The sequence below is a fragment of the Microbacterium sp. PRC9 genome, assembly GCF_031844125.1.
In the GTDB taxonomy this organism is placed as follows: Bacteria; Actinomycetota; Actinomycetes; order Actinomycetales; family Microbacteriaceae; genus Microbacterium.
Map to the genome: position 1 here is coordinate 218572 of NZ_JAUZUR010000004.1, position 24402 is coordinate 242973.

At 70.2% G+C, this 24402-nt stretch carries 21 protein-coding genes; 5 read left to right on the forward strand and 16 right to left on the reverse strand.

The annotated features are described in order from the left end of the window. From Q9R33_RS10340 to Q9R33_RS10355, 4 genes are all read right to left on the reverse strand, one after another. Window positions 1-309, reverse strand: coding sequence for a YciI family protein (locus Q9R33_RS10340; protein ID WP_310246978.1), 309 nt, complete (start codon window positions 307-309; stop codon window positions 1-3). A 53-nt stretch (window positions 310-362) separates the two neighbouring features. Beyond that, window positions 363-2663, reverse strand: coding sequence for an NAD-dependent DNA ligase LigA (ligA, locus tag Q9R33_RS10345; RefSeq protein ID WP_396654099.1), 2301 nt, complete (start codon window positions 2661-2663; stop codon window positions 363-365). A gap of 112 nt (window positions 2664-2775) precedes the next feature. Next, window positions 2776-3915, reverse strand: coding sequence for a tRNA 2-thiouridine(34) synthase MnmA (gene mnmA / locus Q9R33_RS10350; RefSeq protein WP_310246984.1), 1140 nt, complete (start codon window positions 3913-3915; stop codon window positions 2776-2778). 9 nt (window positions 3916-3924) lie between these two features. Further along, window positions 3925-5109: a cysteine desulfurase family protein gene (locus tag Q9R33_RS10355; protein WP_310247297.1), complete on the reverse strand. Its 1185-nt coding sequence runs from the start codon at window positions 5107-5109 to the stop codon at window positions 3925-3927. 123 nt (window positions 5110-5232) lie between these two features. Between Q9R33_RS10355 and glgX the strand changes: the two genes are divergently transcribed. The 3 genes from glgX (at window position 5233) to glgB (ending at window position 11652) form a co-directional block, all read left to right on the forward strand. Beyond that, window positions 5233-7317 carry a glycogen debranching protein GlgX gene (glgX, locus tag Q9R33_RS10360; RefSeq protein WP_310246987.1) on the forward strand — a complete coding sequence of 695 codons (2085 nt, stop codon included), beginning with the start codon at window positions 5233-5235 and terminating at the stop codon, window positions 7315-7317. Window positions 7318-7393: 76 nt separating this feature from the next. Further along, window positions 7394-9478 (forward strand): maltotransferase domain-containing protein, encoded by a 2085-nt coding sequence (locus Q9R33_RS10365; protein ID WP_311293684.1) that lies wholly within the window; start codon window positions 7394-7396, stop codon window positions 9476-9478. Continuing rightward, the gene (gene glgB, locus Q9R33_RS10370) at window positions 9475-11652 is read left to right on the forward strand and encodes a 1,4-alpha-glucan branching protein GlgB (protein ID WP_056367501.1); all 2178 of its coding nucleotides are present in this window, start codon (window positions 9475-9477) and stop codon (window positions 11650-11652) included. Before Q9R33_RS10365 ends, glgB begins: the two co-directional genes overlap by 4 nt. Before the next feature lie 91 nt (window positions 11653-11743). Here glgB and Q9R33_RS10375 read toward each other — a convergent pair whose 3' ends face one another. Beyond that, window positions 11744-12682 (reverse strand): tetratricopeptide repeat protein, encoded by a 939-nt coding sequence (locus Q9R33_RS10375; protein ID WP_311293685.1) that lies wholly within the window; start codon window positions 12680-12682, stop codon window positions 11744-11746. Beyond that, entirely contained in the window at window positions 12682-14562 is a 1881-nt protein-coding gene (locus Q9R33_RS10380; protein WP_311293686.1) for a glycosyl transferase, read from the reverse strand. Before Q9R33_RS10380 ends, Q9R33_RS10375 begins: the two co-directional genes overlap by 1 nt. Window positions 14563-14739: 177 nt before the next feature. On the opposite strand from Q9R33_RS10380, the gene Q9R33_RS10385 reads away from it, so the two are divergent. Continuing rightward, window positions 14740-15807, forward strand: a complete 1068-nt coding sequence (locus tag Q9R33_RS10385; protein WP_056367504.1) for an AI-2E family transporter — start codon at window positions 14740-14742, stop codon at window positions 15805-15807. A gap of 3 nt (window positions 15808-15810) precedes the next feature. Here Q9R33_RS10385 and Q9R33_RS10390 read toward each other — a convergent pair whose 3' ends face one another. The 9 genes from Q9R33_RS10390 to rpsB form a co-directional block, all read right to left on the reverse strand. Further along, window positions 15811-16536 carry an alpha/beta hydrolase gene (locus tag Q9R33_RS10390; RefSeq protein ID WP_056367505.1) on the reverse strand — a complete coding sequence of 242 codons (726 nt, stop codon included), beginning with the start codon at window positions 16534-16536 and terminating at the stop codon, window positions 15811-15813. A gap of 1 nt (window position 16537) precedes the next feature. After that, window positions 16538-16822 carry a hypothetical protein gene (locus Q9R33_RS10395; protein WP_056367507.1) on the reverse strand — a complete coding sequence of 95 codons (285 nt, stop codon included), beginning with the start codon at window positions 16820-16822 and terminating at the stop codon, window positions 16538-16540. Between the two features lie 3 nt (window positions 16823-16825). Then, window positions 16826-17428, reverse strand: a complete 603-nt coding sequence (locus Q9R33_RS10400; protein ID WP_311293687.1) for a lytic transglycosylase domain-containing protein — start codon at window positions 17426-17428, stop codon at window positions 16826-16828. A gap of 216 nt (window positions 17429-17644) precedes the next feature. Next, window positions 17645-18208, reverse strand: a complete 564-nt coding sequence (locus Q9R33_RS10405; protein ID WP_056367510.1) for a DivIVA domain-containing protein — start codon at window positions 18206-18208, stop codon at window positions 17645-17647. Further along, the gene (locus Q9R33_RS10410) at window positions 18205-19248 is read right to left on the reverse strand and encodes a phosphatidate cytidylyltransferase (RefSeq protein ID WP_056367513.1); all 1044 of its coding nucleotides are present in this window, start codon (window positions 19246-19248) and stop codon (window positions 18205-18207) included. Before Q9R33_RS10410 ends, Q9R33_RS10405 begins: the two co-directional genes overlap by 4 nt. A 9-nt stretch (window positions 19249-19257) precedes the next feature. Continuing rightward, complete coding sequence (gene frr / locus Q9R33_RS10415; RefSeq protein WP_045297881.1) at window positions 19258-19812, reverse strand: ribosome recycling factor; 555 nt, start codon at window positions 19810-19812, stop codon at window positions 19258-19260. Window positions 19813-19864: 52 nt separating this feature from the next. Then, entirely contained in the window at window positions 19865-20584 is a 720-nt protein-coding gene (gene pyrH, locus Q9R33_RS10420) for a UMP kinase (RefSeq protein ID WP_045297882.1), read from the reverse strand. Between the two features lie 84 nt (window positions 20585-20668). Next, window positions 20669-21496, reverse strand: coding sequence for a translation elongation factor Ts (tsf, locus tag Q9R33_RS10425; RefSeq protein ID WP_056367517.1), 828 nt, complete (start codon window positions 21494-21496; stop codon window positions 20669-20671). Between the two features lie 103 nt (window positions 21497-21599). Continuing rightward, a complete protein-coding gene (gene rpsB / locus Q9R33_RS10430; protein ID WP_310246995.1) occupies window positions 21600-22508 on the reverse strand; it encodes a 30S ribosomal protein S2 in 909 nt (302 codons plus the stop codon). Window positions 22509-22843: 335 nt separating this feature from the next. Between rpsB and Q9R33_RS10435 the strand changes: the two genes are divergently transcribed. Next, the gene (locus Q9R33_RS10435) at window positions 22844-23425 is read left to right on the forward strand and encodes a murein hydrolase activator EnvC (RefSeq protein ID WP_056367522.1); all 582 of its coding nucleotides are present in this window, start codon (window positions 22844-22846) and stop codon (window positions 23423-23425) included. Window positions 23426-23432: 7 nt separating this feature from the next. Here Q9R33_RS10435 and Q9R33_RS10440 read toward each other — a convergent pair whose 3' ends face one another. Further along, window positions 23433-24338, reverse strand: coding sequence for a tyrosine recombinase XerC (locus Q9R33_RS10440; RefSeq protein WP_311293688.1), 906 nt, complete (start codon window positions 24336-24338; stop codon window positions 23433-23435). Window positions 24339-24402 lie beyond the last annotated feature (64 nt).

Sequence of the window (24402 nt, forward strand, 5' to 3'; positions counted from 1 at the left end):
TCAGCCCTCGAGGCCGTCGCGCGCGACGGCGATCCGATAGGGATGCAGCGACGCGACGAAGACGCCGGCGGCCACCGCAGGATCGGAGTTCATCACCTCGCGCGCCGCGGGCTCGTCGTCTGCCTCGAAGATCGTGATGCCGAACGTGCCCTCGGTCTCCTGCGTCCGCCCTGCGATGACCAGCACACCGCGGTCGCGCAATGCGACCAGGTAGGCGAAGTGCTCACCCACGATGCGCTGCTCGTCGGGCGTCGCAGCGGCGACCATCTCGGGCCGAGAGGGGACGATGCGATAAAGCCACTGCGCCATGCGGTCATCATTCCAGCCATCGCCCGCTGCCGCATCGTCCGGCCCAGGCGCTGTCAGCCTGCGTCGGGCACGAGCGCGTCGACCGCCTCGGGTCCTTGCGTCACGAGGATGTGGAACTGTGCGGCATCGAGGATGCGGATGCCGAGCTCCTCCGCTTTCGTGAGCTTCGAACCGGCGCCCGGGCCGGCCGCGACGAAGTCGGTCTTCTTCGACACGCTCGACGCGGCCTTGCCCCCGGCCTTGAGAATGGCTTCCTGCGCCCCCTCACGGCTGTAGCCCTCGAGTGAGCCGGTCGCGACGACGGTGAGGCCGTCGAGCACTCCCCCGGTGCTGACGGCCGCTCCGGGACCGGGGTGGCCGGGCGTGGCGAGCTGGGCGCCTGCCGCCGCCCACCGATCGACGATGTCGCGGTGCCAGTCCACCTCGAACCATTCCCTGAGCGAATCGGCGATGATCCCCCCCACGCCCTCGACCGCGGCGAGGTCGTCACGGGATGCCTCGCGGATCGCCGCGACCGAGCCGAACCACTGGGCCAGCGCCCGCGCCGCCACCGGCCCGACGTGGCGGATGTTGAGAGCCACCAGGAAGCGCCACAGCTCCTTGGACTTCGCGCGCTCCAGCTGATCGATGAGCGTGAGCGCCTGCGCCGACGGCTGTGCGTCGGTGATGCCGGCCTTCCTCTCGGCGGGTGTGGGATTGCGCCGGAAGGGCGCCCGCCGAACGACCTCACCGGACTTGTCATCGACGCGTGGCTCGCCGGTCTCGGCGTCGCGCACGACCACCTCGATCGGCACCAGCTGCTCGACCGTGAGCTCGAAGAGCGTCGCCTCGGTCTCGAGAGGAGGCACCTCGGGCACCGACGGCTGCGTGAGCGCTGCCGCGGTCACCTCGCCCAGCGCCTCGATGTCGAGCGCACCGCGCGAGCCGATGTGCTCGACGCGGCCACGCACCTGGGCCGGGCAGGCCCGCGTGTTGGGGCAGCGCAGGTCGATGTCGCCCTCCTTCGCCGGCGCGAGCGGGAAGCCGCACTCCGGGCAGTCGGCGGGCATGACGAACTCGCGCTCGGTGCCGTTGCGGAGCTCGACCACGGGACCGAGGATCTCGGGGATCACATCGCCGGCCTTGCGCAGCACGACCGTGTCGCCGATGAGCACACCCTTCGCGCGAACGACGTCCTGGTTGTGGAGTGTCGCCTGACGCACCACCGACCCGGCGACGCGCGCCGGCGCCATCACGGCGAACGGCGTGGCGCGACCCGTCCGACCCACCGAGACGACGATGTCGAGCAGCTTCGTGTTCACCTGCTCGGGCGGGTACTTGTACGCGATCGCCCACCGCGGAGCGCGGCTGGTCGCGCCGAGCTCGTCGTGCAGCGCGAGCTCGTCGACCTTGACGACGACGCCGTCGATCTCGTGCTCGACGTCATGGCGGTGCTCGCCGTAGTGCTCCACGAACTCCAGCACGCCGTCGATGCCGTCGGACGTGCGGAAGTAGGGGCTGGTCGGGAGGCCCCACTCGGCGAGGAGGCCGTACGTCTCGCTCTGCGAATCCACCGGCGGGCGACTCCACGCGCCGACGCCGTGCACGAAGAGGCGGAGCGAATCGAGGCGGGCCTGCCCGGCCTCGCGTTCCAGGCCGTCCTTCTTGTCGAGCTGCTGGCGGAGGCCGCCCGAGGCGGCATTGCGCGGGTTGGCGAACGACGGGAACCGCCGCTCCGCGCTCAGTCGCGCCTTGGCCTCGTCGAACGTGCGTCCGCGGGCGCGCGTCTCTTCGACGGCGCGATCGCGCATGTCGGCCTGTAGCGCGTTCAGCGCCTCGAAGGCCGCGACCGGGATGAACACCTCGCCACGCACCTCGACGAGGTCGGGGTGTCCGCTGCCTGCGAGTCGCTGCGGGATCCCCGCCACGCGGATCGCGTTGATCGTGACGTCCTCACCGGTGCGGCCGTCGCCGCGCGTCGCCGCCGAGGTCAGGACGCCCCGCTCGTAGCGCAGGCTGATCGCGAGTCCGTCGATCTTGAGCTCGGTGAGCCACCGCACCTTGCGGCCGGCCGCCGTCTCGGCCTTGACGCACCAGTCCCTCAGCTCGTCGAGGCTGAACACGTTGTCGAGGCTCAGCATGCGCTCCGCGTGCTCGACCGGAGCGAACATCGAGCTCTCGGCCGCGCCGACGGTCTGGGTCGGCGAATCCTGGCCTTGGAGCTCGGGGTGCAGCCGCTCGAGCTCCTCGAGCCGGTGCATCCACCCGTCGTACGTCGCGTCGTCGACGAGTTCGGCGTTGCGTCCGTAGTACGCGTCGCGGGCGTCGATGATGCGGTCCGTCAGCTCCTGCGCCTCGGCGCGCGAGGCCTCCAGACCGGAGTCGGCGGGGAGGGGGGCCGCCGCATCGAGCGGGGCGGAGGCTGGCGTACCGAGGTCATCCGTCACCGCACCAGTCTAGGAGCGGGGTCGGACACCGCCAGGGCGCTCAGGCGCCCGCAGAACCGAGCGGCGCAGCATCCGTTCCGGTCCAGGCGTCGACCGGAACGGCCGACACCGTGCGATCGATCGTGAACTGCCCGATCACGCGCGTGCCGTCGTACAGCACGGCCGTCTGACCCGGAGCGACGCCGTCGAACGGCTCCTCGGGAACCACCGTCAGCAGGCCGTCCGCGAGCGTCGCGGTCGCCGGCACGGGGTCCGCGTGGGCGCGGATCTGCACATCGCAGGCGAACTGGCCGGCGGCCTGGGGACGCCCGGCCCAGGAGTACCGCTCGCCCGCGATCTCGGCGGTGGCGAGGGCCTCTTTCGGACCCACGACGACGGTGTTGGAAACGGGTCGCACCTCGAGCACGAAGCGCGGCTTGCCATCGGACGCCGGAACGCCGAGCTGAAGACCGCGGCGCTGGCCGACGGTGAAGGCATGCGCGCCGTCGTGCGCTCCGACGACCGCGCCGGTCCGGTCGACGATGTCACCGCGCTCGGCGCCGACCTTCTCGGCGAGCCAGCCGCGCGTGTTGCCGTCGGGGATGAAGCAGATGTCATGGCTGTCGGGCTTGTGCGCCACGGTCAGGCCGCGTTCCTCGGCCTCAGCGCGCACGAGGGCCTTCGACGGTGTCGCACCCAGCGGGAAGTAGGTGTGCGCGAGCTGCTCGGCGTTCAGCACGCCCAGCACGTAGGACTGGTCCTTCGCCGCATCCGAGGCCCGGTGCAGTTCGAGACCCTCGGGGCCGTCGACCAGCGTGGCGTAATGCCCCGTGCACACCGCGTCGAAGCCGAGCTCGATCGCGCGCTCCAGCAGCGCGGCGAACTTGATCTTCTCGTTGCACCGCATGCAGGGATTCGGCGTGCGACCGGCGCGGTATTCGGCCACGAAGTCGTCGATGACGTCGTCACGGAACCGCTCGGAGAAGTCCCACACGTAGAAGGGGATGCCGAGGCGGTCGGCGGCCCGGCGCGCGTCCATGGCGTCCTCGATCGTGCAGCAGCCGCGGCTGCCGGTGCGCAGCGTGCCGCCCGCCCGTGAGAGCGCCAGATGCACGCCGACGACCTCGTGCCCCGCCTCGACGGCCCGGGCGGCCGCGACGGCGGAGTCCACTCCACCGCTCATGGCCGCAAGGATCCGCATGGGTCCAGTCTACGAAACCCTGCCTGACCGCGGCCCGGACGCCGCCCGCGCGCGCTCGACGACGTCGGGCAGCACCGCGAGCGCGGCGTCGACGTCGGAGTCGGTCGTGGTGCGCCCCAGCGTGAACCGCAGCACCTGGCGCGCTTCGGCATCGGTCCGTCCCATCGCGAGCACGACGTGCGACGGCTCGGGCACTCCCGCCTGACAGGCCGATCCCGTGGACACCTCGACGCCCGCCATGTCGAGGAGGAAGAGCAGCGTCTCGCCCGATGCCCCGGGGAAGAGCAGGTGCGCGTTCCCGGGCACACGGTCGATCGGGTCTCCGAGCAGCTCGGCATCGGGGATGGAGCTCAGGATGCTGCGCACCAGCCGTTCCCGCAGAGCCGCCAGTCGTCGCGCCTCGGACACCCGTTCCGCCTCTGCCAGTTCGGCGGCGACCGCGAAGGCGACGGCGCCTGGCACGTCCTGCGTGCCGGCGCGCAGTCGCCGCTGCTGACCACCGCCGTGCAGGAGGGCGATGAGCTCCGCGCCGCGCGCCACGACGAGCGCGCCGACGCCTGGCGGCCCGCCGATCTTGTGCGCGGACAGGCTCATGGCCGCCAGCCCGGCGCGGCCCCGCGCATCACCCCGCCAGTCGCGGAACGACACCGGCACGTGACCGAACGCCGCCACCGCGTCGAGGTGCAGCGGCACGCCGGCCGCCGCGGCCGCGGCCGAGAGCGCGGCCCCGTCGTTCACCGTGCCGGCCTCGTTGTTCGCGACGAGCGCGGTGGCCAGGGCTGCGCCCGACAGCGCCGCGGCGAACTCGTCGACGCGGATGCGCGCAGCGTCGTCGATGCCGACGTGCCGCAGGTGCGCTCCCTGCGCCTCGAGCCACTCGACCGCGTCGAGGGTGGCGTGGTGCTCGCCGTCCGGCAGCACCACGGCGTCGGAATCCGGTCGGCGCGCCCACCACAGGCCCTTCACCGCGAGGTTGACGGCCTCGGTGCCGCCCGAGGTGAACACGATCTCGATCGGGTCGGCACCCACGACCGCGGCGAGGCGCTCGCGCGCCTCCTCCAGCACGCGTCGCGCGTGCTGGCCCGCGCCGTGGATGGACGAGGCGTTGCCTGCCGTCGCCGCGGCCCCGACCCACGCGTCTCGCGCCTCCGGTCGCAGCGGCGCAGTCGCGGCGTGATCCAGATAGATCCGCACGTCGCTCATGACCGGTGAGCCCCCTTCGCGATCGGAGCGGCAGGCTGCTGCATCCGAGTTCCGTGTCCGGTAGGACCCGGTGTCGTAACACCGCCGACTCGGACCATGGTTATGGTAGTCCGCATGATCAGCCCGGTCTCCGTGATCTCGCCCCCGGACGCGGATCTGCTCGATCCCCAGCTCGATGGGCTGGGCGTCGTGCTGCTCGACGGGCACGCACGCCTGCGCGTCTGGTCGGACGCGGCGGACGCGATCGACCTCGTCGTCTTCGACGACACCGACCTCGACTGGATCACCGCGACCGAGCCTCTGGTCGCGATCGGTGGCGGGGTCTGGGAGATCACGACGCCGCTCCTGCGCCCCGGCACGCGATACGCGATCCGCGTCGACGGGCCGCAGGCCCCCGGCAACACCTTCAACCGCGGCACGCTCCTGCTCGAGCCCTACTCCCGCGGCCTGGTCCGCACCGGGTACGACGGCTGGCGCTCGGAGGTCGTCGACGGATCGTTCGACTGGGGCGGCGTCGCCAAGCCGGCGATCCCGATGGACCGCACCGTGCTGTACGAGGGCCATCTCAAGGGCCTGTCGAAGCGGCATCCCGACGTCCCCGGCGCCCTCCGCGGCACGTACGCCGGCCTCGCCCACCCGGCCATGGTGCAGCATTTCCTCGACCTCGGCATCACCAGCATCGAGCTGCTGCCGATTCACGCGTTCACGACCGAACCGCGGCTGCTCCAGCACGGCCTCACCAACTACTGGGGTTACAACTCGCTGAACTTCTTCACCCCGCACGCCGCCTACGCCACCGAGGACGCACGTCGACAGGGCCCTGAGGCGGTCCTGCGCGAGTTCAAGGGCATGGTGAAGCTGCTGCACGAGGCGGGGCTGGAGGTGATCCTCGATGTCGTCTACAACCACACGGCCGAGGAGGGCATCGGCGGTCCGCGCTCGAGCCTGCGCGGCATCGACAACCGCGCCTACTACCGCCAGCAGGACGACGGTGCGTACATCGACGTCACCGGCTGCGGCAATGCGGTGAACACGTCGACAGATGCTGCGGCCCGCCTGGTGCTGGACTCCCTGCGCTACTGGGCGAACGAGGTCCAGATCGACGGCTTCCGCTTCGACCTCGCCGCGACGCTCGGACGCGACGCGGGGCACGTGTTCACCCCGGAGCATCCGCTGCTGCGCACCATCCTCGACGACCCCGCGCTCGCCGGCGTCAAGATGATCGCCGAGCCGTGGGACGTGGGTATGGGCGGCTGGCAGACCGGCAACTTCGGCGACGGCTGGAGCGAGTGGAACGACCGCTACCGTGACCGCGTCCGCAACTTCTGGCTGAGCGACGTCGACTACGCCCGCCGCGCCTCGACCTCCCCGGTCGGCATCGGCGGGTTCGCGAACCGCCTCGCGGGTTCCGCGAACACCTTCGCGGACGTCCGCGGTCCGCTGGCGGGCATCAACTTCGTGACGGCACACGACGGCTTCACCATGCGCGACCTCGTGTCGTACGACGTCAAGCACAATCTCGGCAACGGCGAGCAGAACCGCGACGGCGCCGACACCAATCGGTCCTTCAACCATGGCGCGGAGGGACCGACCGACGACGAGCGCATCCTCGCGACGAGGCGCAAGGCCATGCGCAACCTCCTGGGTACGCTGCTGCTGTCGGCCGGCGTGCCCATGCTGACCGCCGGCGACGAGTTCGCCCGCACGCAGCGCGGCAACAACAACGCCTACTGCCACGACTCGGTCCTGACGTGGCTGTCGTGGGAGCACGCGCCGTGGCAGCGGGACCTGTACGCGCACGTGCGCCACCTGCTCCGGCTGCGTCGCGAGAACCCGGCGCTGCGCCCCAGCCGCTTCGCGCGGCTCGGCGAACGCACGCCGTCGGCGTCCGTCATGGAGTGGTACGACGAGCACGGCGAGACGATGTCGATAGAGCGGTGGACCGATCCCTCGCACCGCACTCTGCAGTACGTCGCCGCGTCGACGCCCGAGTTCGAAGGGTTCAACCGCGTGCTGCTGATGGTCCACGGCACGGAGCGGGCGATCGACGTCACGCTTCCCGACGTGGAGGACGTGACACGGTACGTCTCGCTGTGGTCGAGCGCCGACGAGACGCCTTCCGAGAGCGGGGAGACCTTCGCACCCGGGGACACCGTCTCGCTCGCCGGCACGTCGATGCGCCTCTTCCGTGCCGAGTAGCTCCGAACCGCCGGTGAAATCGCGGCACCGCGTCACGTCGCTGTCATCCCGGTCGGGCGCGCGATAGGTTCGACTCGTGGTCACGAAGACGCGCTCCGTGCGCTCCCGCCCGTGGCGGAGCGCCTCGGCACTCCCTGTCCGCAAGACCCGCGCCTGGCAGCCGGAACGCGATACCGCAGCGCGGCGCGTTCCCCTCGCCCAGCCGACGCCGGCGGTTCCGTGGGGCGATTACCGGCCCACGGCGTTCGCCGGCGAAGTCGTCCCGTTCGGGGTGACGTCGTTCCGCGAAGGGCATGACCGCATCGGCGTGCAGCTGCGGCTGTTCTCGCCCTCCGGCGACGAATCGCTGCATCGCCTCGAGCCGCTCGAAGACGGCTTCGACCGGTGGCGGACCGAGGTGGCCCTGCTCGAGCAGGGCATCTGGCGGTTCCGGTTCGAGTCGTTCGGCGACGACTTCGCCACGTGGGAGCACGCCGCATCGCTCAAGATCGCGGCGGGGGTGGATGCCCCTCTCATGCGCGAGATGGGCGCTCGTCTGTTCGACCAGGCCGGTGCCGAGAGGGGCCGCCCCGCGGCGGAACGCCGGGCGCTCGCCGACGCGGCGGCGTCCCTGCGCGACACCGAGGTCGACGACGCCGGGGCGCTGTCGATCGTCGAGGACCCTGCGATCGCACGGTACTTCCACGAGCGGCCGGTCATGTCGCTCGTGACCATCGGGGACGACCTCGAACTGCTCGTCGAGCGCGAGCGCGCCGGCGTCGGCGCGTGGTACGAGTTCTTCCCTCGCTCCGAGGGCGCCCGTCGCCTCAAGGACGGCACCGTCAAGAGCGGCACGTTCCGCACGGCGGCCAAGCGGCTCCCGGCTGTCGCGGACATGGGCTTCGACGTGCTCTACCTGCCGCCGATCCACCCGATCGGCACGCTCAACCGCAAGGGACCGAACAACACCCTCGACGCGGGTCCCGGCGACCCCGGCTCGCCGTGGGCGATCGGCTCGGCGGCGGGCGGCCACGACAGCGTCCACCCCGACCTCGGCTCACTCGCGGACTTCCGCTCGTTCGTGCGCAAGGCGCGCGAGGAGGGCATCGAGATCGCCCTCGACCTCGCGCTGCAGGCCGCGCCCGACCACCCGTGGGTCGCCGCGCACCCGGAGTGGTTCACCACGCTCCCCGACGGGTCGATCGCCTATGCCGAGAACCCGCCCAAGAAGTACCAGGACATCTACCCGGTCAACTTCGACAACGATCCGGCAGGGATCCGCGCCGAAGTGCTGCGCGTCGTGCGCCACTGGATCGCGCAGGGCGTGCGCATCTTCCGTGTCGACAATCCCCACACCAAGCCGCTGCAGTTCTGGGAGTGGCTGATCGCGACGATCTCTGCCGACGAGCCGGACGTCGTGTTCCTCGCCGAGGCCTTCACACGGCCCGCTCCCCTGCAGAGCCTCGCGTCGGCCGGCTTCCAGCAGAGCTACACGTACTTCACGTGGCGCAACACGAAGGCGGAGCTCGAGGAGTTCCTCTCGGGCCTCGCGCACGAGACCTCCGCCTTCCTCCGCCCCAACCTCTTCGTCAACACGCCCGACATCCTCACGGAGTACCTGCAGTTCGGCGGCAGGGCGGCGTACCGCATCCGCGCAGCCATCGCGGCGACCGCCGCCCCCAGCTACGGCGTGTACGCGGGTTACGAGCTCTACGAGAACGTCGCACGCCCGGGGTCCGAAGAGAACATCGACAACGAGAAGTACGAGTACAAGGTCCGTGACTGGGCGGGGGCCGTCGAGCGCGGCGACTCGCTCGCGCCGTTCTTCACCCGCCTCAACGAGATCCGCCGCGCCCACCCGGCGCTGCGACAGCTCCGCAACCTCAGCGTCCACTGGAGCGACGACGACGCGATCCTCGTCTACGCCAAGCACCTCGACGCGGCACTGTCGCCCGACGGCCGCAGCGACACGATCATCGTGGTCGTCAACACCGATCCCCACTCGGTGCGTCAGACGATGGTCCATCTCGACACCCGTGTGTGGGGCGTCGAGCCCGGTACGCCGTACGAGGTCGAGGACCTCGTGACCGGCGGTCGCTGGACGTGGTCGGATCACAACTACGTGATGCTCGACGCGTTCACCGAGCCGGTCCACATCCTCCACGTGAAGGAGCCCCGATGACGCCCACCGACCAGGTCCTCGATGCCGTCGCGACGGGCTCGCACCACGATCCCCACGCCGTGCTCGGCATCCATCCCGACACGGATGCCGAGGGCACCGCGACCTGGATCATCCGCGCCCGCCGGCCGCTGGCGCGCAGCGTGACCGCGGTGTTCGCCGACGGCACCCGGGTGCCGCTCGAGCACGTGCACGCCGGGATCTGGGAGGGGACGCGCGCGGGAGCGCTGAACCGGTACGAGCTGCTGACCACGTACCCCGACGGCCCCGACTTCACAGCCGACGACCCCTACCGTCACTCGCCCACCATCGGCGAGCTCGACCTGCATCTCATCGGAGAGGGACGCCACGAGGAACTGTGGCGTGTGCTCGGCGCCCACCAGCGCGAGCACGACGGCTCGCGGGGAACCGCCTTCACGGTGTGGGCGCCCAACGCCCGCGCGGTGCGCGTGGTGGGCGACTTCAACGGCTGGGACGGCCAGGGGCACGCGATGCGCTCGATGGGCGGGAGCGGCGTGTGGGAGCTGTTCATCCCCGGTGTCGGCCAGGGCGCGGCGTACAAGTTCGAACTGCGCGCCCGCAACGGCGACTGGGTGCTCAAGGCCGACCCGATGGCCCGGTTCGCCGAGGTGCCGCCGGCCACAGCATCCGTCGTCGTCCAGTCCTCCTACTCGTGGGGCGATGCCGCCTGGCTGACCCAGCGCGCGACGTCGACCCCGGTGTCGCGCCCGATGTCGGTGTACGAGCTGCACCTCGGCTCGTGGCGTCAGGGGCTGTCGTACCGCGAGGCCGCCGACCAGATCATCGACTACGTGAGCGCGCAGGGCTTCACCCACGTCGAGTTCCTTCCGCTCGCCGAGCACCCGTTCGGGGGGTCGTGGGGCTACCAGGTGACCGGGTACTACGCGCCGACGAGCCGGTTCGGGCACCCCGACGACCTCCGGTACCTCATCGACAGGCTCCACCAGGCCGGCATCGGCGTGATCATGGACTGGGTGCCGGGCCACTTCCCGAAGGATGCCTTCGCCCTCGCCCGCTTCGACGGTGAGCCGCTGTACGAGCACGCCGACCCGCGGCGGGGCGAGCACCGCGACTGGGGCACGTACATCTTCGACTACGGTCGCAACGAGGTGCGCAACTTCCTGGTCGCCAACGCGCTCTACTGGTTCGAGGAGTTCCACGTCGACGGGCTGCGCGTGGACGCCGTGGCCTCGATGCTCTACCTCGATTACTCGCGCGAGGACGGCGAGTGGGTGCCCAATGTGCACGGCGGCCGCGAGAACCTCGAGGCGATCCGCTTCCTGCAGGAGGTGAACGCCACCGCATACAAGCGGTACCCCGGCATCGCGATGATCGCCGAGGAGTCCACGAGCTTCCCCGGGGTCACCGCGCCCACCAGCCAGGCCGGGCTCGGTTTCGGCTTCAAGTGGAACATGGGCTGGATGAACGACTCGCTCCAGTACATCACGCGCGATCCGATCTATCGTTCCCACCACGAGGGAGAGCTGTCGTTCTCGTTCGTGTACGCGTTCAGCGAGAACTACATGCTGCCGATCAGCCACGACGAGGTCGTCCACGGCAAGGGCAGCCTCTTCTCGCGGATGCCGGGCGACCATTGGCAGAAGCTCGCCAACATGCGCGCGTTCCTCGCCTACATGTGGGGGCACCCCGGCAAGCAGCTGCTGTTCATGGGCCAGGAGTTCGGCCAGCTCTCGGAGTGGTCGGAGGGCCGCTCGCTCGACTGGTGGCTGCTCGACCAGCCCACGCACGCCCAGCTCCAGCAGTTCGTCGGCGCGCTCAACCGGGTCTACCGCGAGGAGTCCGCGCTCTGGGCGCGCGACAGCGACGGTGCGGCGTTCACACGCCTGGGTGCGCCGAAGTGGAACCCCAACGTGATCGCCTTCGCCCGCAGGGACTGGCACGGCAACACGGTCGTCGTCGCGGCCAACTTCTCGGGCAACCCGATCTCGTCCTATGAGCTCGACTTGCCCGAGACCGGGGTGTGGGACGAGATCCTGAACACCGATGCGCAGCTGTACGGCGGGTCGGGCGTCGGCAACCTCGGCGTGGTCCACGCGGGCGCGGGCGGCCGCGCGTCGCTCGTGCTGCCGCCGTTGGGCGTCCTGTGGCTCCGCCACCGGACGGACGCCCACATCCCCTCGCCGACGCAGGGCTGAGAATCCTCCGACGCGCGACGAGGGCCCCGGATGCAGCATCCGGGGCCCTCGACCGTGAAGGGGATGATCCGTCGTCAGGTGCGAGGAGCGCTCAGAACAGCAGCGACGCCAGGCGGCCGCGCGCGGCGATGACGCGCGGATCGGCGTCACCGACGAGCGCGAACAGCTCGAGCAGCCGCTCGCGCACCGGGGTGCGCTCATCAGCCGGAAGCTGGGCGAACAGGTCGAGCAGGCGCCCGTAGGCGTCTTCGACGTGACCGCCGGCGAGGTCGAGATCGGCGACGGTGAACTGCGCGGCGACGTCCTGAGGGGCGGATGCTGCGGCCGCACGGGCGGCCTGCAGGTCGACGCCCTGCACCCGGTCGAGCAGGCGCACCTGGCCGAGGCCCGCGCGCGCCTCCGCGTCGCGGGGGTTCTCGAGGAGGGCCTGCTCGTACGCGGCGACCGCGCGCGCGTAGTCGCCCTCCTCGATGGCCGCGAACGCCTCAGCGTGCAGCGGGGGAAGCGGCGGTTCGGCGGGGGCCTCCTGCGGGGCCTCCCCGTCGACGGTCGCGGAGCCGGTCACGCCGTTCTGGGCGGCGAGCTGGAGCAGCTGAGCGAACACCTCGCGCACCTGCTGCTCAGGCACGGCACCCGTGAACATCGGCACCGGCTGACCGGCGACCAAGGCGACGACCATCGGAATGGACTGGGCGCGGAACGCCTGCGACAGCTGGGGGTTGGCGTCGACGTCGACCTTGGCCAGTACGACCCGGCCGCCGAGCTCGACCACGACCTTCTCGAGGATCGGGCTCAGCTGCTTGCAGGGTCCGCACCACTCGGCCCAGAGATCGACGACCACGGGGACGGTGCGCGACAGCTCGAGCACCTGCGGGAACGTGTCGTCGGTGACGTCGAGCACGAGGGACGGAACCGCGGCGCCGGCGCCGGCCGGCGCTTCCTCACCCGGCGCGGCGGGCGCCGGACGATTGCGGAGGGAGGACAGGTCGACGGCACCGCGCAGCGAGGCGCCCAGAGTGGGATCGGTCACTACAGAATCTTCGCATCGAGGATGTCGGACGAGTAACCGAGGAGCCGGATCTTCTCGTTCGACCCCGGACCGGGCACGTAGAAGAACACCTGGTCGCTGAAGGTCGTGGCGAATCCGGTCTGCGACTGGTCGACGCCGGCGAGCGTCTTGACTGTCCGGTTGTCGTTGACCTTGATCACGGCGTCCGCGTTGGTCGGCTTCACGGTGTCGATCTCATTGATGTTCACGGCGACGATCGCACCGCTCTCGACCGTCTGCAGGGCGAACGGCGCCTGCACCCCGGCGGCCGAGCTGAACTCCAGGTTTCCGGTCGACGATGCGGTCTTGTTGAACTCGTCGAGCCGGCGCTGGCGGTCTGCCGCGATGCTGGCTCGGAGCTGGTCGCCGTCGGCCTCGAAGAGGTCGTAGTACTGGCTCGACTCACCGTTGGTGATGATGTCCGAGTACGCGGCGGCGATCTCGTTCGGCGGCAGGAGGAGGAACGGCGAGTCCGGCTCGACCTGCGGGGCGCCGATGTACGCCGGCGCCAGGTCGGGAAGGGATGTCGAGGCCTCAAGGCTTCCGACATAGGACAGCTTGTAGTCCGCCCACTGATCCTGCTGCGTCAGCACCATGATGCTCGACGTCTTGGATTCGTCGTCGTCCGCAACGGCGATGACCGAGCGCGGCCAGCCGTCGTACGCCTGCGGAAGGATGATCTCGAGCGGCTTGGCCAGGATCGGCGCCGGCGCCGGGTAGTCGCCGAGGGCAGCGCGCAGCTTGTAGTTCGTGTCGCGCGCCGCGAGTGCCGCGCCCTCGAGGCGCGTGTCGGCGAGGTCGCCGTCCATCGCCGCGTCGGCGTCGGCCACCGTGGCGGCGATGCGGGTGAGGATGCGCTCGGCCTGGGCCTTCGTGACGGCCGGCGCCTGCTGCCCGTCGGGGGCGATGACGGTGGCGGTGGGCGACGGAGTCGGCGACGAGCCGAGCTGCGGCCAGGCGTCGGCCGAGCAGCCCGAGAACAGCAGCGCCGACACGGCGACCACCGGAAGCACCGCGAACGCGCGTCGCCCGCCGCTCGAGACGGCACGGCGCGTCGACTTCGAACTGCTGATCACGCCCTTGTCGTCGTGGTCGATCGCGATGTCGATGGGTTCGGTGACAGGCAGCGGCAGGCCCTTGCGTCGCGGCCCGCGCTTGCGGCGCGCGTGGCGGATGCCCAGGATGTACAGGAACACGCCGACGGCCATCAGGATGCCGCCGCCGACGATGAGCGGCCCCGCCCACGGCGTCGACGTCTGCAGCGGCCAGGAGACCGTCACCGTGCTCGGCGCGGGGGCGGTGCCGTCGGCGGCGACGAGCACGCTCATGTCTTCCGGCAGCTGCAGCGGAGCGATGAGAAGGTCCGTCTGCTGGTACTCGTCGAGCCACAGGTCCGATCCGACGGGAGTGCGACCGGCCGTGTCCGCGGAGGCGTCCCCGCTCGTCGCGTCGGGTGCAGCGGCCTCGTCTGCTGCGGCATCGCCGTCAGCGGGATCCTCGGCGGGTGCTTCCGCGGTGGGATCCACCGTCGCGTCGACCGCGGGCTCGACCACCGCGGTCTCGATGGCGCCCTCGTCGTCCAGCGTGACGTGGGTGTAGGTCGAGTCGGAGAGCCATGCCTCCATGTCGGCGGTGCGGCCGTAGGAGGCGAAGATGTCGCCCTCGGCCTGGGCGCGCAGCGTCTGCGTGCCGGGCATCTGGTTGAGCACGGCGCCGTCGATGAGGAGATAGGGAGTCTGCTCTTCGACGGAGATCGCCGTGGTCTCGGTCTTGGGTCCCTGGAAGATCGTCCGCTGGGCGATGCCGGCACCGATCATCACGGTGGCGAGCACGAACGCCGCCACGGCCCACACGAAACGCACGAAGAACACCTTTCCCGGGGCGCGCGGACACGGCGCAGCCCTTCGATTCGACAGTTCAGACTAGCGAACACGACCTGTGAGGCGCGTGGGAGGCGGCATTCCCGGGCCTGAACGTCACTGATGCGTATCCTGGGCGGACAGACGAATCGACGCCATGTCGATCTGAGGGGGAACTCGATGAAGCTGCACAGCCCGTTCCGCACAGCGCTTCTCGCGACGCTGGGAGTCGGCCTCGGGCTGCTGCTCATCGGAAGCATCCAGAACCTCCAGACGATCCTGCTCTACGTCGGCACGGCGCTCTTCCTGTCGCTGGGCCTGGATCCGATCGTCGCCTGGCTGGAACGCCGCAAGCTGCCGCGGTGGGCGGCCGTCCTGATCACGATCCTGGGGGTGCTCGCGGTCTTCGCGGGCATCATCCTCATGGTCGTGCCGATCATCGTGCAGCAGATCGGCCAACTGGTCACGACGATCCAGGACCTCGCCGACAAGGGCGAGTTCGATGATCCCGTGGGTGCGATCCAGGACTGGCTGCATGCCGTCTTCCCCGCGCTCAACGTCGATGAAGTGTGGGGCTACATCGAGGACTGGTACGCCTCGCTCGACGTCGGCGCGATCGGCTCCGAGGTCGGCGGCAGCATCATCGCGATCATCGGCGCCCTCATCGCCGGGTTCGCGGGTGCGTTCATCGTGCTGATCCTCACGATCTACTTCACCGCCTCGACGCCGAACCTGAAGCGCGCCGTCTACCAGCTGGTTCCGGCATCCAAGCGCGCCCGGTTCATGGACCTCGGCGAGCAGATCACCGACTCGGTCGGCTATTACGTCATCGGCCAGGTCACGCTCGGCCTCATCAACGGCGTGCTCAGTGCGATCTTCCTCACGATCATCAAGGCGCCGTTCCCCGCAGTGCTCGCGGTCATCGCCTTCTTCTTCTCGCTGATCCCGCTCGTGGGCACGCTCACCGGCTCGATCATCATCGTGTTCACGTGCCTGGTCGTGGGCTCCCCGACGACCGCCCTGATCGCCGCGATCTACTACCTGATCTACATGCAGATCGAGGCGTACGTGATCTCGCCGCGCATCATGGGACGCGCAGTGGCGGTGCCGGGTGCCGTCGTGGTGATCGCCGCCCTCGCGGGTGGATCGCTGCTGGGCCTGCTCGGCGCGCTGGTCGCGATCCCCGTGGCGGCCAGCATCCTGATCATCTACCGGCAGGTCGTGATCCCGCGTCAGAACGAGCGCTGACGCTCAGCCCTCCGCGGCCGGTCGGTGCCATTCGAGGGGCAGCGGCAGGGCGTCGGGATTGACAGCCGCGACGATCTCGGTCAGCACGCGGCGGGTCTGGTTCTCCCCCACCCACAGGTGCTTCCCGCCCTCGACCGGGATCAGGACGGCCTCCGGGACGCTCGCGAAGCGCTGGGTCGCGGCATCCGGTCGAAGGTAGTCGTCGAACTCGGGGACGAGCACGATCAGACGACGCTCGTCGCCCGCCCACGCCGCGACCTCTTCGTCGGTCGCGCGGTGTAGCGGCGGAGACAGCAGCACAGCGCCCTCGACTCCGTGGTCGCGACCGTACTTGAGTGCGAGCTCGGTGCCGAACGACCAGCCTACGAACCACGGCCGCGGGAGGCCGCGCTCGCGCACGAAGTCCATCGCCGCAGCGACGTCGAACGCCTCGGCACGACCGCCGTCGAACGAGCCTTCGCTGGTGCCGCGCGGCGAGGTCGTGCCGCGGGTGTTGAATCTCAGCACGGCGAGATCGGCGAGGGCGGGCAGGCGCCCGGCGGCCTTGCGCAGGATGTGCGAGTCCATGAAGCCGCCGGCCGTCGGAAGCGGATGCAGCGTCACGAGCGTCGCGACAGGCTCGCGGGTCTCAGGCAGGGCGAGTTCGCCGACGAGGGTCAGCCCGTCGAGCGTCTCGAGCTCGATGTCCTCGCGGCGCGCGGGCAGCAGCATCGGTCCGCGGATCTCCATGTCAGGCCACCTTCCAGCAGTGCTGATGCCAATGCCGCCGGGCGGCGAGGTCCGCGGCGTCGCCCAGCACGCCGTCTGCGCGCCACGCCACCAGGTGCGCGACGCCGACGTCGATCTGCCGGCCGCACCCGGGGCACGTGTACGGCTTCTGCGCCTGTGCGGCGGAGACCGGCTGCACGGTCCACTCGACACCGCGGCGCATCTCGGTGCGCTTCCAGCCCGCGAGCAGGCGCTCGAACGAGTCGTCGCCGCCCGAATCGTGTCGACGGCGGTGGGAGCGCGGCACGACTCAGTACCAGCCTGTGCGCTGCGAGTGGTCCCAGGCGCCGCACGGCGAGCCGTAACGGCCGCCGATGTAGCCGAGACCCCAGGCGATCTGCGTCGCGGGATTCGTCTCCCAGTCGGCGCCGGCGCTGGCCATCTTGCTGCCCGGGAGCGCCTGCGGGATGCCGTAGGCGCCGCTGCCCGCGTTGTACGCGTTGACGCGCCAGCCGGACTCCTTCTTCCAGAGCGCGACGAGGCAGGCGAACTGGTCGTCTCCCCAGCCCCGTGCCAGCACCATGTCGTAGGCGATGGCCTGCGCGCTGCCCGGGTCCGGCGTGACGAACGGAGGACGCCATCCGCCGGATGACGACGATGCGGAGGTCGATGCCTGGGGGGTCGGCGTCGGCTTCGGCTTCACGTAGACCGTGTAGTTGCCCCGGTCGAGAGCCGCGGGCTCAGGATCGGCCGCGGACTCGTCGCCGGCGCGGGACTGGACGTCATCCAGTCCGCTGGCGTAGAGCGAGACCTGCGACTCGTCGTCCGCGCTCGCCTGCGCCAGCGCGAGCCCGGTCGGACCGATGTACGCGACGACGAAGCCGAGAACAGCGAAGGCGGCGAACGCGCCCACGACACCACGACGACGAGACCAGCGCGGAGCGGGCTTGCGGGGCGGTGAAGGCGGCGCCGAGGGACTGGATGCTGCCACCGCGACCGGCCGCGCAGACCGGGCCGCCACCTCGTGACGTCGGGCGCGTCTGGTCGGGTACCGCTCGTTTCCAGAAGTCACAGTGTCCCGATTCTCGCATACCGGCGCGACGAGGTGCCATCCGCGGACCCGCGCGTCTCACTTGACGGCGAGCATCACCTCGACGACGGCGTCGAGCACGGCGTCCACCTGCGTCTCGCGGTAACCCCCGCGCTGCATGCGGAACGCGACCGAGCGCACCTGCTCGACGGTGACGGAGTCGCCCGTCTCGAGGAACCGCGCGAGCTTGTCCGTGACGAGGTCGACCTCCGCGATGCGGTAGCCGTAGCGCAGCGGGGACACGCGGTCGAAGCGGCGCTTGGCCGGCCGCGAGAGGCGGTCCAGCACCTCCTGGGCGAGTTCACGGGTGTGGCCGACCCACTCCCTGGCCCCGGTGGCGGCGACGGCCGACGAGCGCTCGCGGGCGGCGAAGGCATCCTCGATGCGGCCGAGTGCGGCGTCCACCGAGGCGATGGCGTAGCCGTGGCGCACCAGCGGGAACGCGACCTGACGGATGTCGGCGGACGTGAGTGCGTCGGTGCCGCGCTCGAACGACGCACGTGCCCGCGCGAGGAACTCGTCGACGGGCTGCTTGTCGTAGCCCTTCTCGCGCCCGCGGGCTTCGGGGAAGGACGTTCGGGCGGTCGTCTCGGATGCGGTCATGATGCCACCAGCGGGGTGAAGAGGTAGTAAAGGGTCAGCGCCGCGACGACCGACAGGAGGATCGAGTCGAGGCGATCCAGGACGCCGCCGTGACCCGGAAGCCAGGAGCTCATGTCCTTGATCCCGAGATCGCGCTTGATCATCGACTCTCCGAGGTCGCCGACCGTGGCCGTGGCGAGGATGAGGATTCCGAACACGGCGCCCATCCACCACTGAAGGCCGAGCATGAAGAGCCCGACGAGCACACCGGCGAGGATCGCGGCAGCAGCGGCACCCGCGAAGCCCTCCCACGTCTTCTTCGGGCTGATCCGGGGAGCCATGGGGTGCTTGCCCATCGTGATGCCCGCGGCGTACGCGCCCGTGTCGACCGCGACGGCGACGATGATGAACGACAAGACCCACCACTCGCCGCCCTCCTTCGCCAGCAGAACGAGCGTGAGGCTTCCGAGGAAAGCGACGTAGAGCTGGAGGAACGTCGCGATGAGCACGTCGCCCAGCACCAGACCGTACGCACGGCCGTCGTGCGACGCCATCTGGCCGACCAGTCGCCACACCACGACGAACGCGAGTGCCACGAACAGGAGCACCCAGTGCAGCCAGGAGTCGACGAAGAACGCCGACAGCACGACCACCGCACCCGCGATGAGCTGCGGGATCAGATCGACCCGGCGACCGCTCGCGATGAGAGCCCGGGCGAACTCGAAGAGCGCGAGCAGCGCCGCGGCCAGCGCGAACGGCACGAACGCCCACTTGACGAACAGCAGCGACCCCAGCAGGACGAGCCCGATCGCGAGGCCGATGAGGATCGCGACGATCAGGTCGCGCCCCGTCCGCTCCTTGATGCGCTCGTTCGCCTCCTCGAAATCGGCCCGTGCCTGTGCGACGTGGCCTTCCAACTCGCTGCGCGCCGCGCGCAGGTGAGACTGCAGTGCGGGGCCCGTGTCAGGGGTCTCGGCGGCACGGCGTGCCTCACCGGCCTCGCGCCGCGTCTGCGGTGAGGAAGGCTGTTCGCTCCGCGGCGGGTCGGATGCGTCGGTCATGGGCAGACCTCAGACCTCGAGGAGCTCGGCCTCTTTGCGCTTGAGCGCCTCGTCGATGGCGTCGACGTGCGCGCGCGTGAGCGCGTCGAGCTCCTTCTCGCCGCGAGCGAGCTCGTCCTCGCCGACCTCGCCCTTCAGCGCGTCGATGTCGTCTTTCGCCTTGCGACGGATGCCGCGCACGTGGACCTTCGCGTCCTCGCCCTTGGTGCGCGTGAGCTTCACGTACTCCTTGCGGCGCTCCTCGGTGAGCTCGGGCATCGTGACGCGCACGAGGTTGCCGTCGTTCGTCGGGTTCACACCGAGGTTCGGGATGTCGCGGATCGCCTGCTCGATCGCCTTCAGCGCCGACTTGTCGTAGGGCGTGATGAGGAGCGTTCGCGCCTCGGGGTTGTTGATCGACGCGAGCTGCGCAAGCGGCGTCGGGCTGCCGTAGTAGTCGACGAGGACCTTCTGGAACAGCTGCGGGTTCGCGCGTCCGGTGCGCACCGTGGCGAAGTCCTCCTTCGCTGCCTCGACGGCGCGGTCCATGCGCACTCCGGCATCGGCCAAGACGTCCGCGATCACAGTGTCTCCTTCGCGTAGATGGGGCTGGTCAAGTCTATCGACGCGGGACGCGTCACGCCGTGACCAGCGTGCCGATGGTGTCGCCCAGCAGAGCCTTCGTCACATTTCCCGCGGGCTCCATGCCGAACACGCGCATGTCCATGCGGTTGTCCATGCAGAGGCTGAACGCGGTGGAGTCGACCACCTTGAGACCCCGCTGCAGCGCGTCGAGATACGTGATGCGATCGATCAGGGTGGCCGAGGCATCCTTCTTCGGATCCGCGGTGTACACCCCGTCGACGCCGTTCTTCGCGACGAGCACCTCCTGCGCGTCGATCTCGAGAGCACGCTGCGCGGCGACCGTATCGGTGGAGAAGTAGGGCAGGCCGGCGCCGGCGCCGAAGATGACCACGCGACCTTTCTCCATGTGCCGCTCGGCGCGACGCGGGATGTAGGGCTCGGCGACCTGCGTCATCGAGATCGCCGACTGCACGCGCGTCGCGGCGCCCGCCTGCTCGAGGAAGTCCTGCAGGGCGAGGGCGTTCATGACGGTGCCCAGCATGCCCATGTAATCGGCGCGGCCGCGGTCCATGCCGCGCTGACTGAGTTCGGCGCCGCGGAAGAAGTTGCCGCCACCGACGACGATCGCGATCTCGACGCGGTCGACAGCGGCCGCAATCTCCTGGGCGATCTGGCTGACCACGTCGGGGTTCACACCCAGCTGGCCTCCGCCGAACGCTTCGCCGGACAGCTTCAGAAGGACGCGGCGGCGCCCGGTGTTCTCGTTGATCACTGTGGTCCTCTCGTCTACGACAAACTACCGAAGGGCATGAGAAAAGGCCCGCATCGGCTTGCCGATGCGGGCCTTCTCAGAAGGTCAGGCGCCGACCTTGTAGCGGGCGAAGCCCGTCAGGGTCAGACCGGCGTCCTTCGCGACCTGCGCGACCGACTGCTTGTTGTCCTTCGCGTAGTCCTGGTCGAGCAGCGAGACCTGCTTGAAGAACGCGTTGACGCGACCCTCGACGATCTTCGGGAGGGCGGCCTCGGGCTTGCCCTCGTTGCGGGAGATCTCGGTGACGATCTCGCGCTCCTTCTCGACCTCGGCCTCGGGCACCTCGTCGCGCGACAGGTACGACGGGTTCGCGAACGAGATGTGCTGTGCGAGGCTGCGCGCCGTCTCGGCGTCGTCGCCCGAGTAGGCGAGGACGACACCGACCTGCGGCGGCAGGTCCTTGCTGGTCTTGTGGAGGTAGATCTCGAACTTGTCGCCCGAGAGCGTGTTCACGCGACGCAGCTCGACCTTCTCGCCGATGATCGCGGCCTCGTCCGAGATGAGCTCGGCGACCGTCTGGCTGCCGGCGGACGCGGCGAGAGCGGCCTCGGCCGAGTCGGCGTGCGCGGCGGCTGCGGCGTCGAGGACCTTCTCCGCGAGGGCGATGAAGCGCTCGTTCTTCGCGACGAAGTCGGTCTCGGTGTTGAGCTCGATGATCGTGACCTGACCGTCGACCTCCTTGGCCGCGACCAGACCCTCGCTCGTGGAGCGGTCGGCGCGCTTGGCGTTGCCCTTCGCACCCTTGAGGCGCAGGATCTCGACGGCCTTCTCGAGGTCGCCGTCGGCCTCCTCGAGCGCCTTCTTGGTGTCGACCATGCCCGTGCCGAGCTGCTCGCGCAGCGTCTTGATGTCAGCGATCGTGAAGTTTGCCATGGGTGGCTGCTCCTTGAATTGGTGAGTTCTCGTGGATGCCTCGGCGGGACCGTCCGGACCGTTCGATCGGGGCGATCCCGCCGGGGCGGAGTGTGTGTGAGCTTTACTCGGCGGAGGTCGCCTCAGCGGCCTCAGCAGCCTCGGCGGTTTCGACAGCCTCGGCGGCCTCGGCGCCCGCCTCGTCGGCGGCCGACTCGGTCGCGACGGTCTCGACCTCGGCGACGTCGGTCACCACGGCCTCGTCGGAGGGCGCGGGCTGCTCGAGCAGCTCGCGCTCCCAGTCGGCGAGGGGCTCCGCGTCAGCGGTCTCGTCGGTGGGCTGGTGGCGCTGGATCAGGCCCTCGGCGGCGGCGTCGGCGATGATGCGCGTGAGCAGGCCCACCGAGCGGATCGCGTCGTCGTTGCCGGGGATCGGGTACTGGAACTCGTCCGGGTCGGCGTTGGTGTCGAGGATGCCGATCACCGGGATGCCGAGCTTGGACGCCTCGTTGATGGCGAGGTGCTCGCGCTTGGCGTCGACGACCCAGATGGCCGAGGGGGTCTTCTGGAGGTTGCGGATTCCGCCGAGCGACTTGTGGAGCTTGTCGAGCTCGCGCTTCTTGAGAAGGAGCTCCTTCTTGGTGAAGCCGCTCTCGGCCGGGTTCTCGAAGTCGAGCTCCTCGAGCTCCTTCATGCGCGCGAGACGCTTCGACACGGTCGAGAAGTTGGTGAGCAGACCGCCGAGCCAGCGCTGGTTGACGTAGGGCTGGCCCACGCGGGTCGCCTGCTCGGCGATGACTTCCTGCGCCTGCTTCTTGGTGCCGACGAAGAGGATGGTGCCGCCGTGAGCGACCGTCTCCTTGACGAACTCGTACGCCTTGTCGATGTACGTCAGCGACTGCTGCAGGTCGATGATGTGGATGCCGCTGCGCTCCGTGAGGATGAAGCGCTTGACCTTCGGGTTCCACCGGCGGGTCTGGTGTCCGAAGTGGACGCCGCTGTCGAGCAGCTGGCGAATGGTGACGACGGCCATGGCCGTTCTCCTGTTCCGGCGCGTGTGCGCCTGTTGCGGTTGTTCTCGCGCCGGCTCGTGGCCGGCGTGGCCTGGCGCCCGGCTCATTCCCGCCTCGCGCTCGCTCGGAAGCGTTCGCGAAGACCGTCGGGGATGGATGCCGCGCCGTACCCTTCGTCAGACTCGGGGCTTGCGGCGCTGTGGGCACGCGGAGTCACCCCGACATGCGGAGTGCACAGTCAGTGTATCAGGAGCGGCCGGGCCGCTCCTCCTCCCCCGGCGGCCGAGCGCGCGGCTTCTCCACGGGTGTCGGTGCCACGGATCCGCAGCGTTCCCCGCATGGTCACGGTGGGATCATGACTCGATCCGTCCCCGCCCGCCAGCGCGGATTCCGTCGCGGCTGGGCCCGCCGCGCCCGGGGCGCGATCGCCCTCAGCGTCCTTCTTGCGGTCGCACCCGTTGCAGCGCGGGCCGACGCCGTCCGGGAGCCCGAGACTGTGCCGGTCGCCGACGGCGGCGCGGTGTCGCTCGCACGGGACTGGACCTGGCCGGTGCACCCGTTCCGGCTCGTGCACCCCTTCGTCGCACCAGCGCACGAGTACGGACCAGGTCATCGGGGAATCGACCTGCTGCCGTCACGAGACGGCGTCGTGCGCGCCCCGGCACCAGGTGTGGTGGCGTTCTCCGGACAGGTCGCTGGGCGCGGAGTGATCACCGTGGACCATGGCGACGGCCTGGTGTCCACACTCGAGCCGGTCGACCCCGGGCTCCCGGTCGGGACGCCGGTCGAACGATCCACTCCTCTGGGCACGATCTCGGCCGGAGGACACGCCGAGCTCGGCGCCGTGCATTTCGGCGTCCGGCTGGACGGTGCGTACATCAACCCGCTCGTGCTGCTGGGCGGGGTGCCGCGGGCCGTGCTCCTCCCGTGCTGCTAGCTGCCCCTCAGGCCCGCGGGTGCGCGAGGCGGTAGGAGGCAGCCAGTCGCTCGCTGGAGACGTGCGTGTAGATCTGCGTGGTCCCGAGGCTCGCATGCCCCAGCATCTCCTGGACGGCGCGGAGATCTGCGCCACCGTCGAGGAGGTGGGTCGCCGCCGAGTGACGCAGCGCGTGCGGTCCCACCTGCGCCCCGAGCTCGGGCCCGAGTTCGCGCGAGACGAGGTCGTACACCGCACGGGCGCCGATCCGACCGCCCCGGGCGCCGAGGAACAGGGCCGGCAAGGGCAGCTCGTCCGCACGTCTGGCGAGGAGGGACGGTCGGCCGCGAACGATGTAGGCGTCGACCGCCCGGAGCGCCGGGACGCCGAACGGCACGACCCTTTCTTTCGATCCCTTTCCGAGGACCCGAGCCGTGCGTCGGTCGCGGTCGAGGTCGTCGACGTCGAGCCCGCAGAGCTCGGAGACACGCACGGCAGCTCCGTACAGCAGTTCGAGGATGGCGTGATCGCGCAACGCGACCGGGTCGCCGTCGGCGGCGGCGGTTGCCAGCCGATCGAGCACCCCGCTGAGGGTATCCGCTGTCGCCACCTTGGGAAGCGTCTTGCCGCGCTTCGGGGCGACCAGGCGAAGGCTCGGGTCGGCCGGCACCGCGCCGGTCTCGGCCGCCCAGGCGAAGAGGCCCCGGACGGCCGCCGTGCGCCGCGCGATCGTGGCGCGGCTGTCGCCGCGCTGGACGGCGTGCCAGAGCCAGTCGCGGAGGTTCTCGAGATCGACGGCGACCAGGTCGATGTCGCCGCAGGCGGTGGCGAGTCCTTCCAGATCGGAGCGATAGGCCCGCACCGTCGCCGGAGACAGGCGGCGCACCTCCGCGAGGTGACGCAGGTACGCCCCCGCTGCCTCGTGGATGTCCATGCGTCCAGCTTGCGCCCGCGCGTGCGCGCGGCGGTGCTGCGACGCACCCGAAGACGCTCCGCCG

Excerpts from the sequence above, each read along its gene's own strand:
- Q9R33_RS10340 (WP_310246978.1), bottom strand. The coding sequence starts at position 309 with ATGGCGCAGTGGCTTTATCGCATCGTCCCCTCTCGGCCCGAGATGGTC.
- mnmA (WP_310246984.1), bottom strand. The coding sequence starts at position 3,915 with ATGCGGATCCTTGCGGCCATGAGCGGTGGAGTGGACTCCGCCGTCGCG.
- glgX (WP_310246987.1), top strand. The coding sequence starts at position 5,233 with ATGATCAGCCCGGTCTCCGTGATCTCGCCCCCGGACGCGGATCTGCTC.
- glgB (WP_056367501.1), top strand. The coding sequence starts at position 9,475 with ATGACGCCCACCGACCAGGTCCTCGATGCCGTCGCGACGGGCTCGCAC.
- Q9R33_RS10385 (WP_056367504.1), top strand. The coding sequence starts at position 14,740 with ATGAAGCTGCACAGCCCGTTCCGCACAGCGCTTCTCGCGACGCTGGGA.
- Q9R33_RS10390 (WP_056367505.1), bottom strand. The coding sequence starts at position 16,536 with ATGGAGATCCGCGGACCGATGCTGCTGCCCGCGCGCCGCGAGGACATC.
- Q9R33_RS10405 (WP_056367510.1), bottom strand. The coding sequence starts at position 18,208 with ATGACCGCATCCGAGACGACCGCCCGAACGTCCTTCCCCGAAGCCCGC.
- Q9R33_RS10410 (WP_056367513.1), bottom strand. The coding sequence starts at position 19,248 with ATGACCGACGCATCCGACCCGCCGCGGAGCGAACAGCCTTCCTCACCG.
- tsf (WP_056367517.1), bottom strand. The coding sequence starts at position 21,496 with ATGGCAAACTTCACGATCGCTGACATCAAGACGCTGCGCGAGCAGCTC.
- rpsB (WP_310246995.1), bottom strand. The coding sequence starts at position 22,508 with ATGGCCGTCGTCACCATTCGCCAGCTGCTCGACAGCGGCGTCCACTTC.
- Q9R33_RS10435 (WP_056367522.1), top strand. The coding sequence starts at position 22,844 with ATGACTCGATCCGTCCCCGCCCGCCAGCGCGGATTCCGTCGCGGCTGG.
- Q9R33_RS10440 (WP_311293688.1), bottom strand. The coding sequence starts at position 24,338 with ATGGACATCCACGAGGCAGCGGGGGCGTACCTGCGTCACCTCGCGGAG.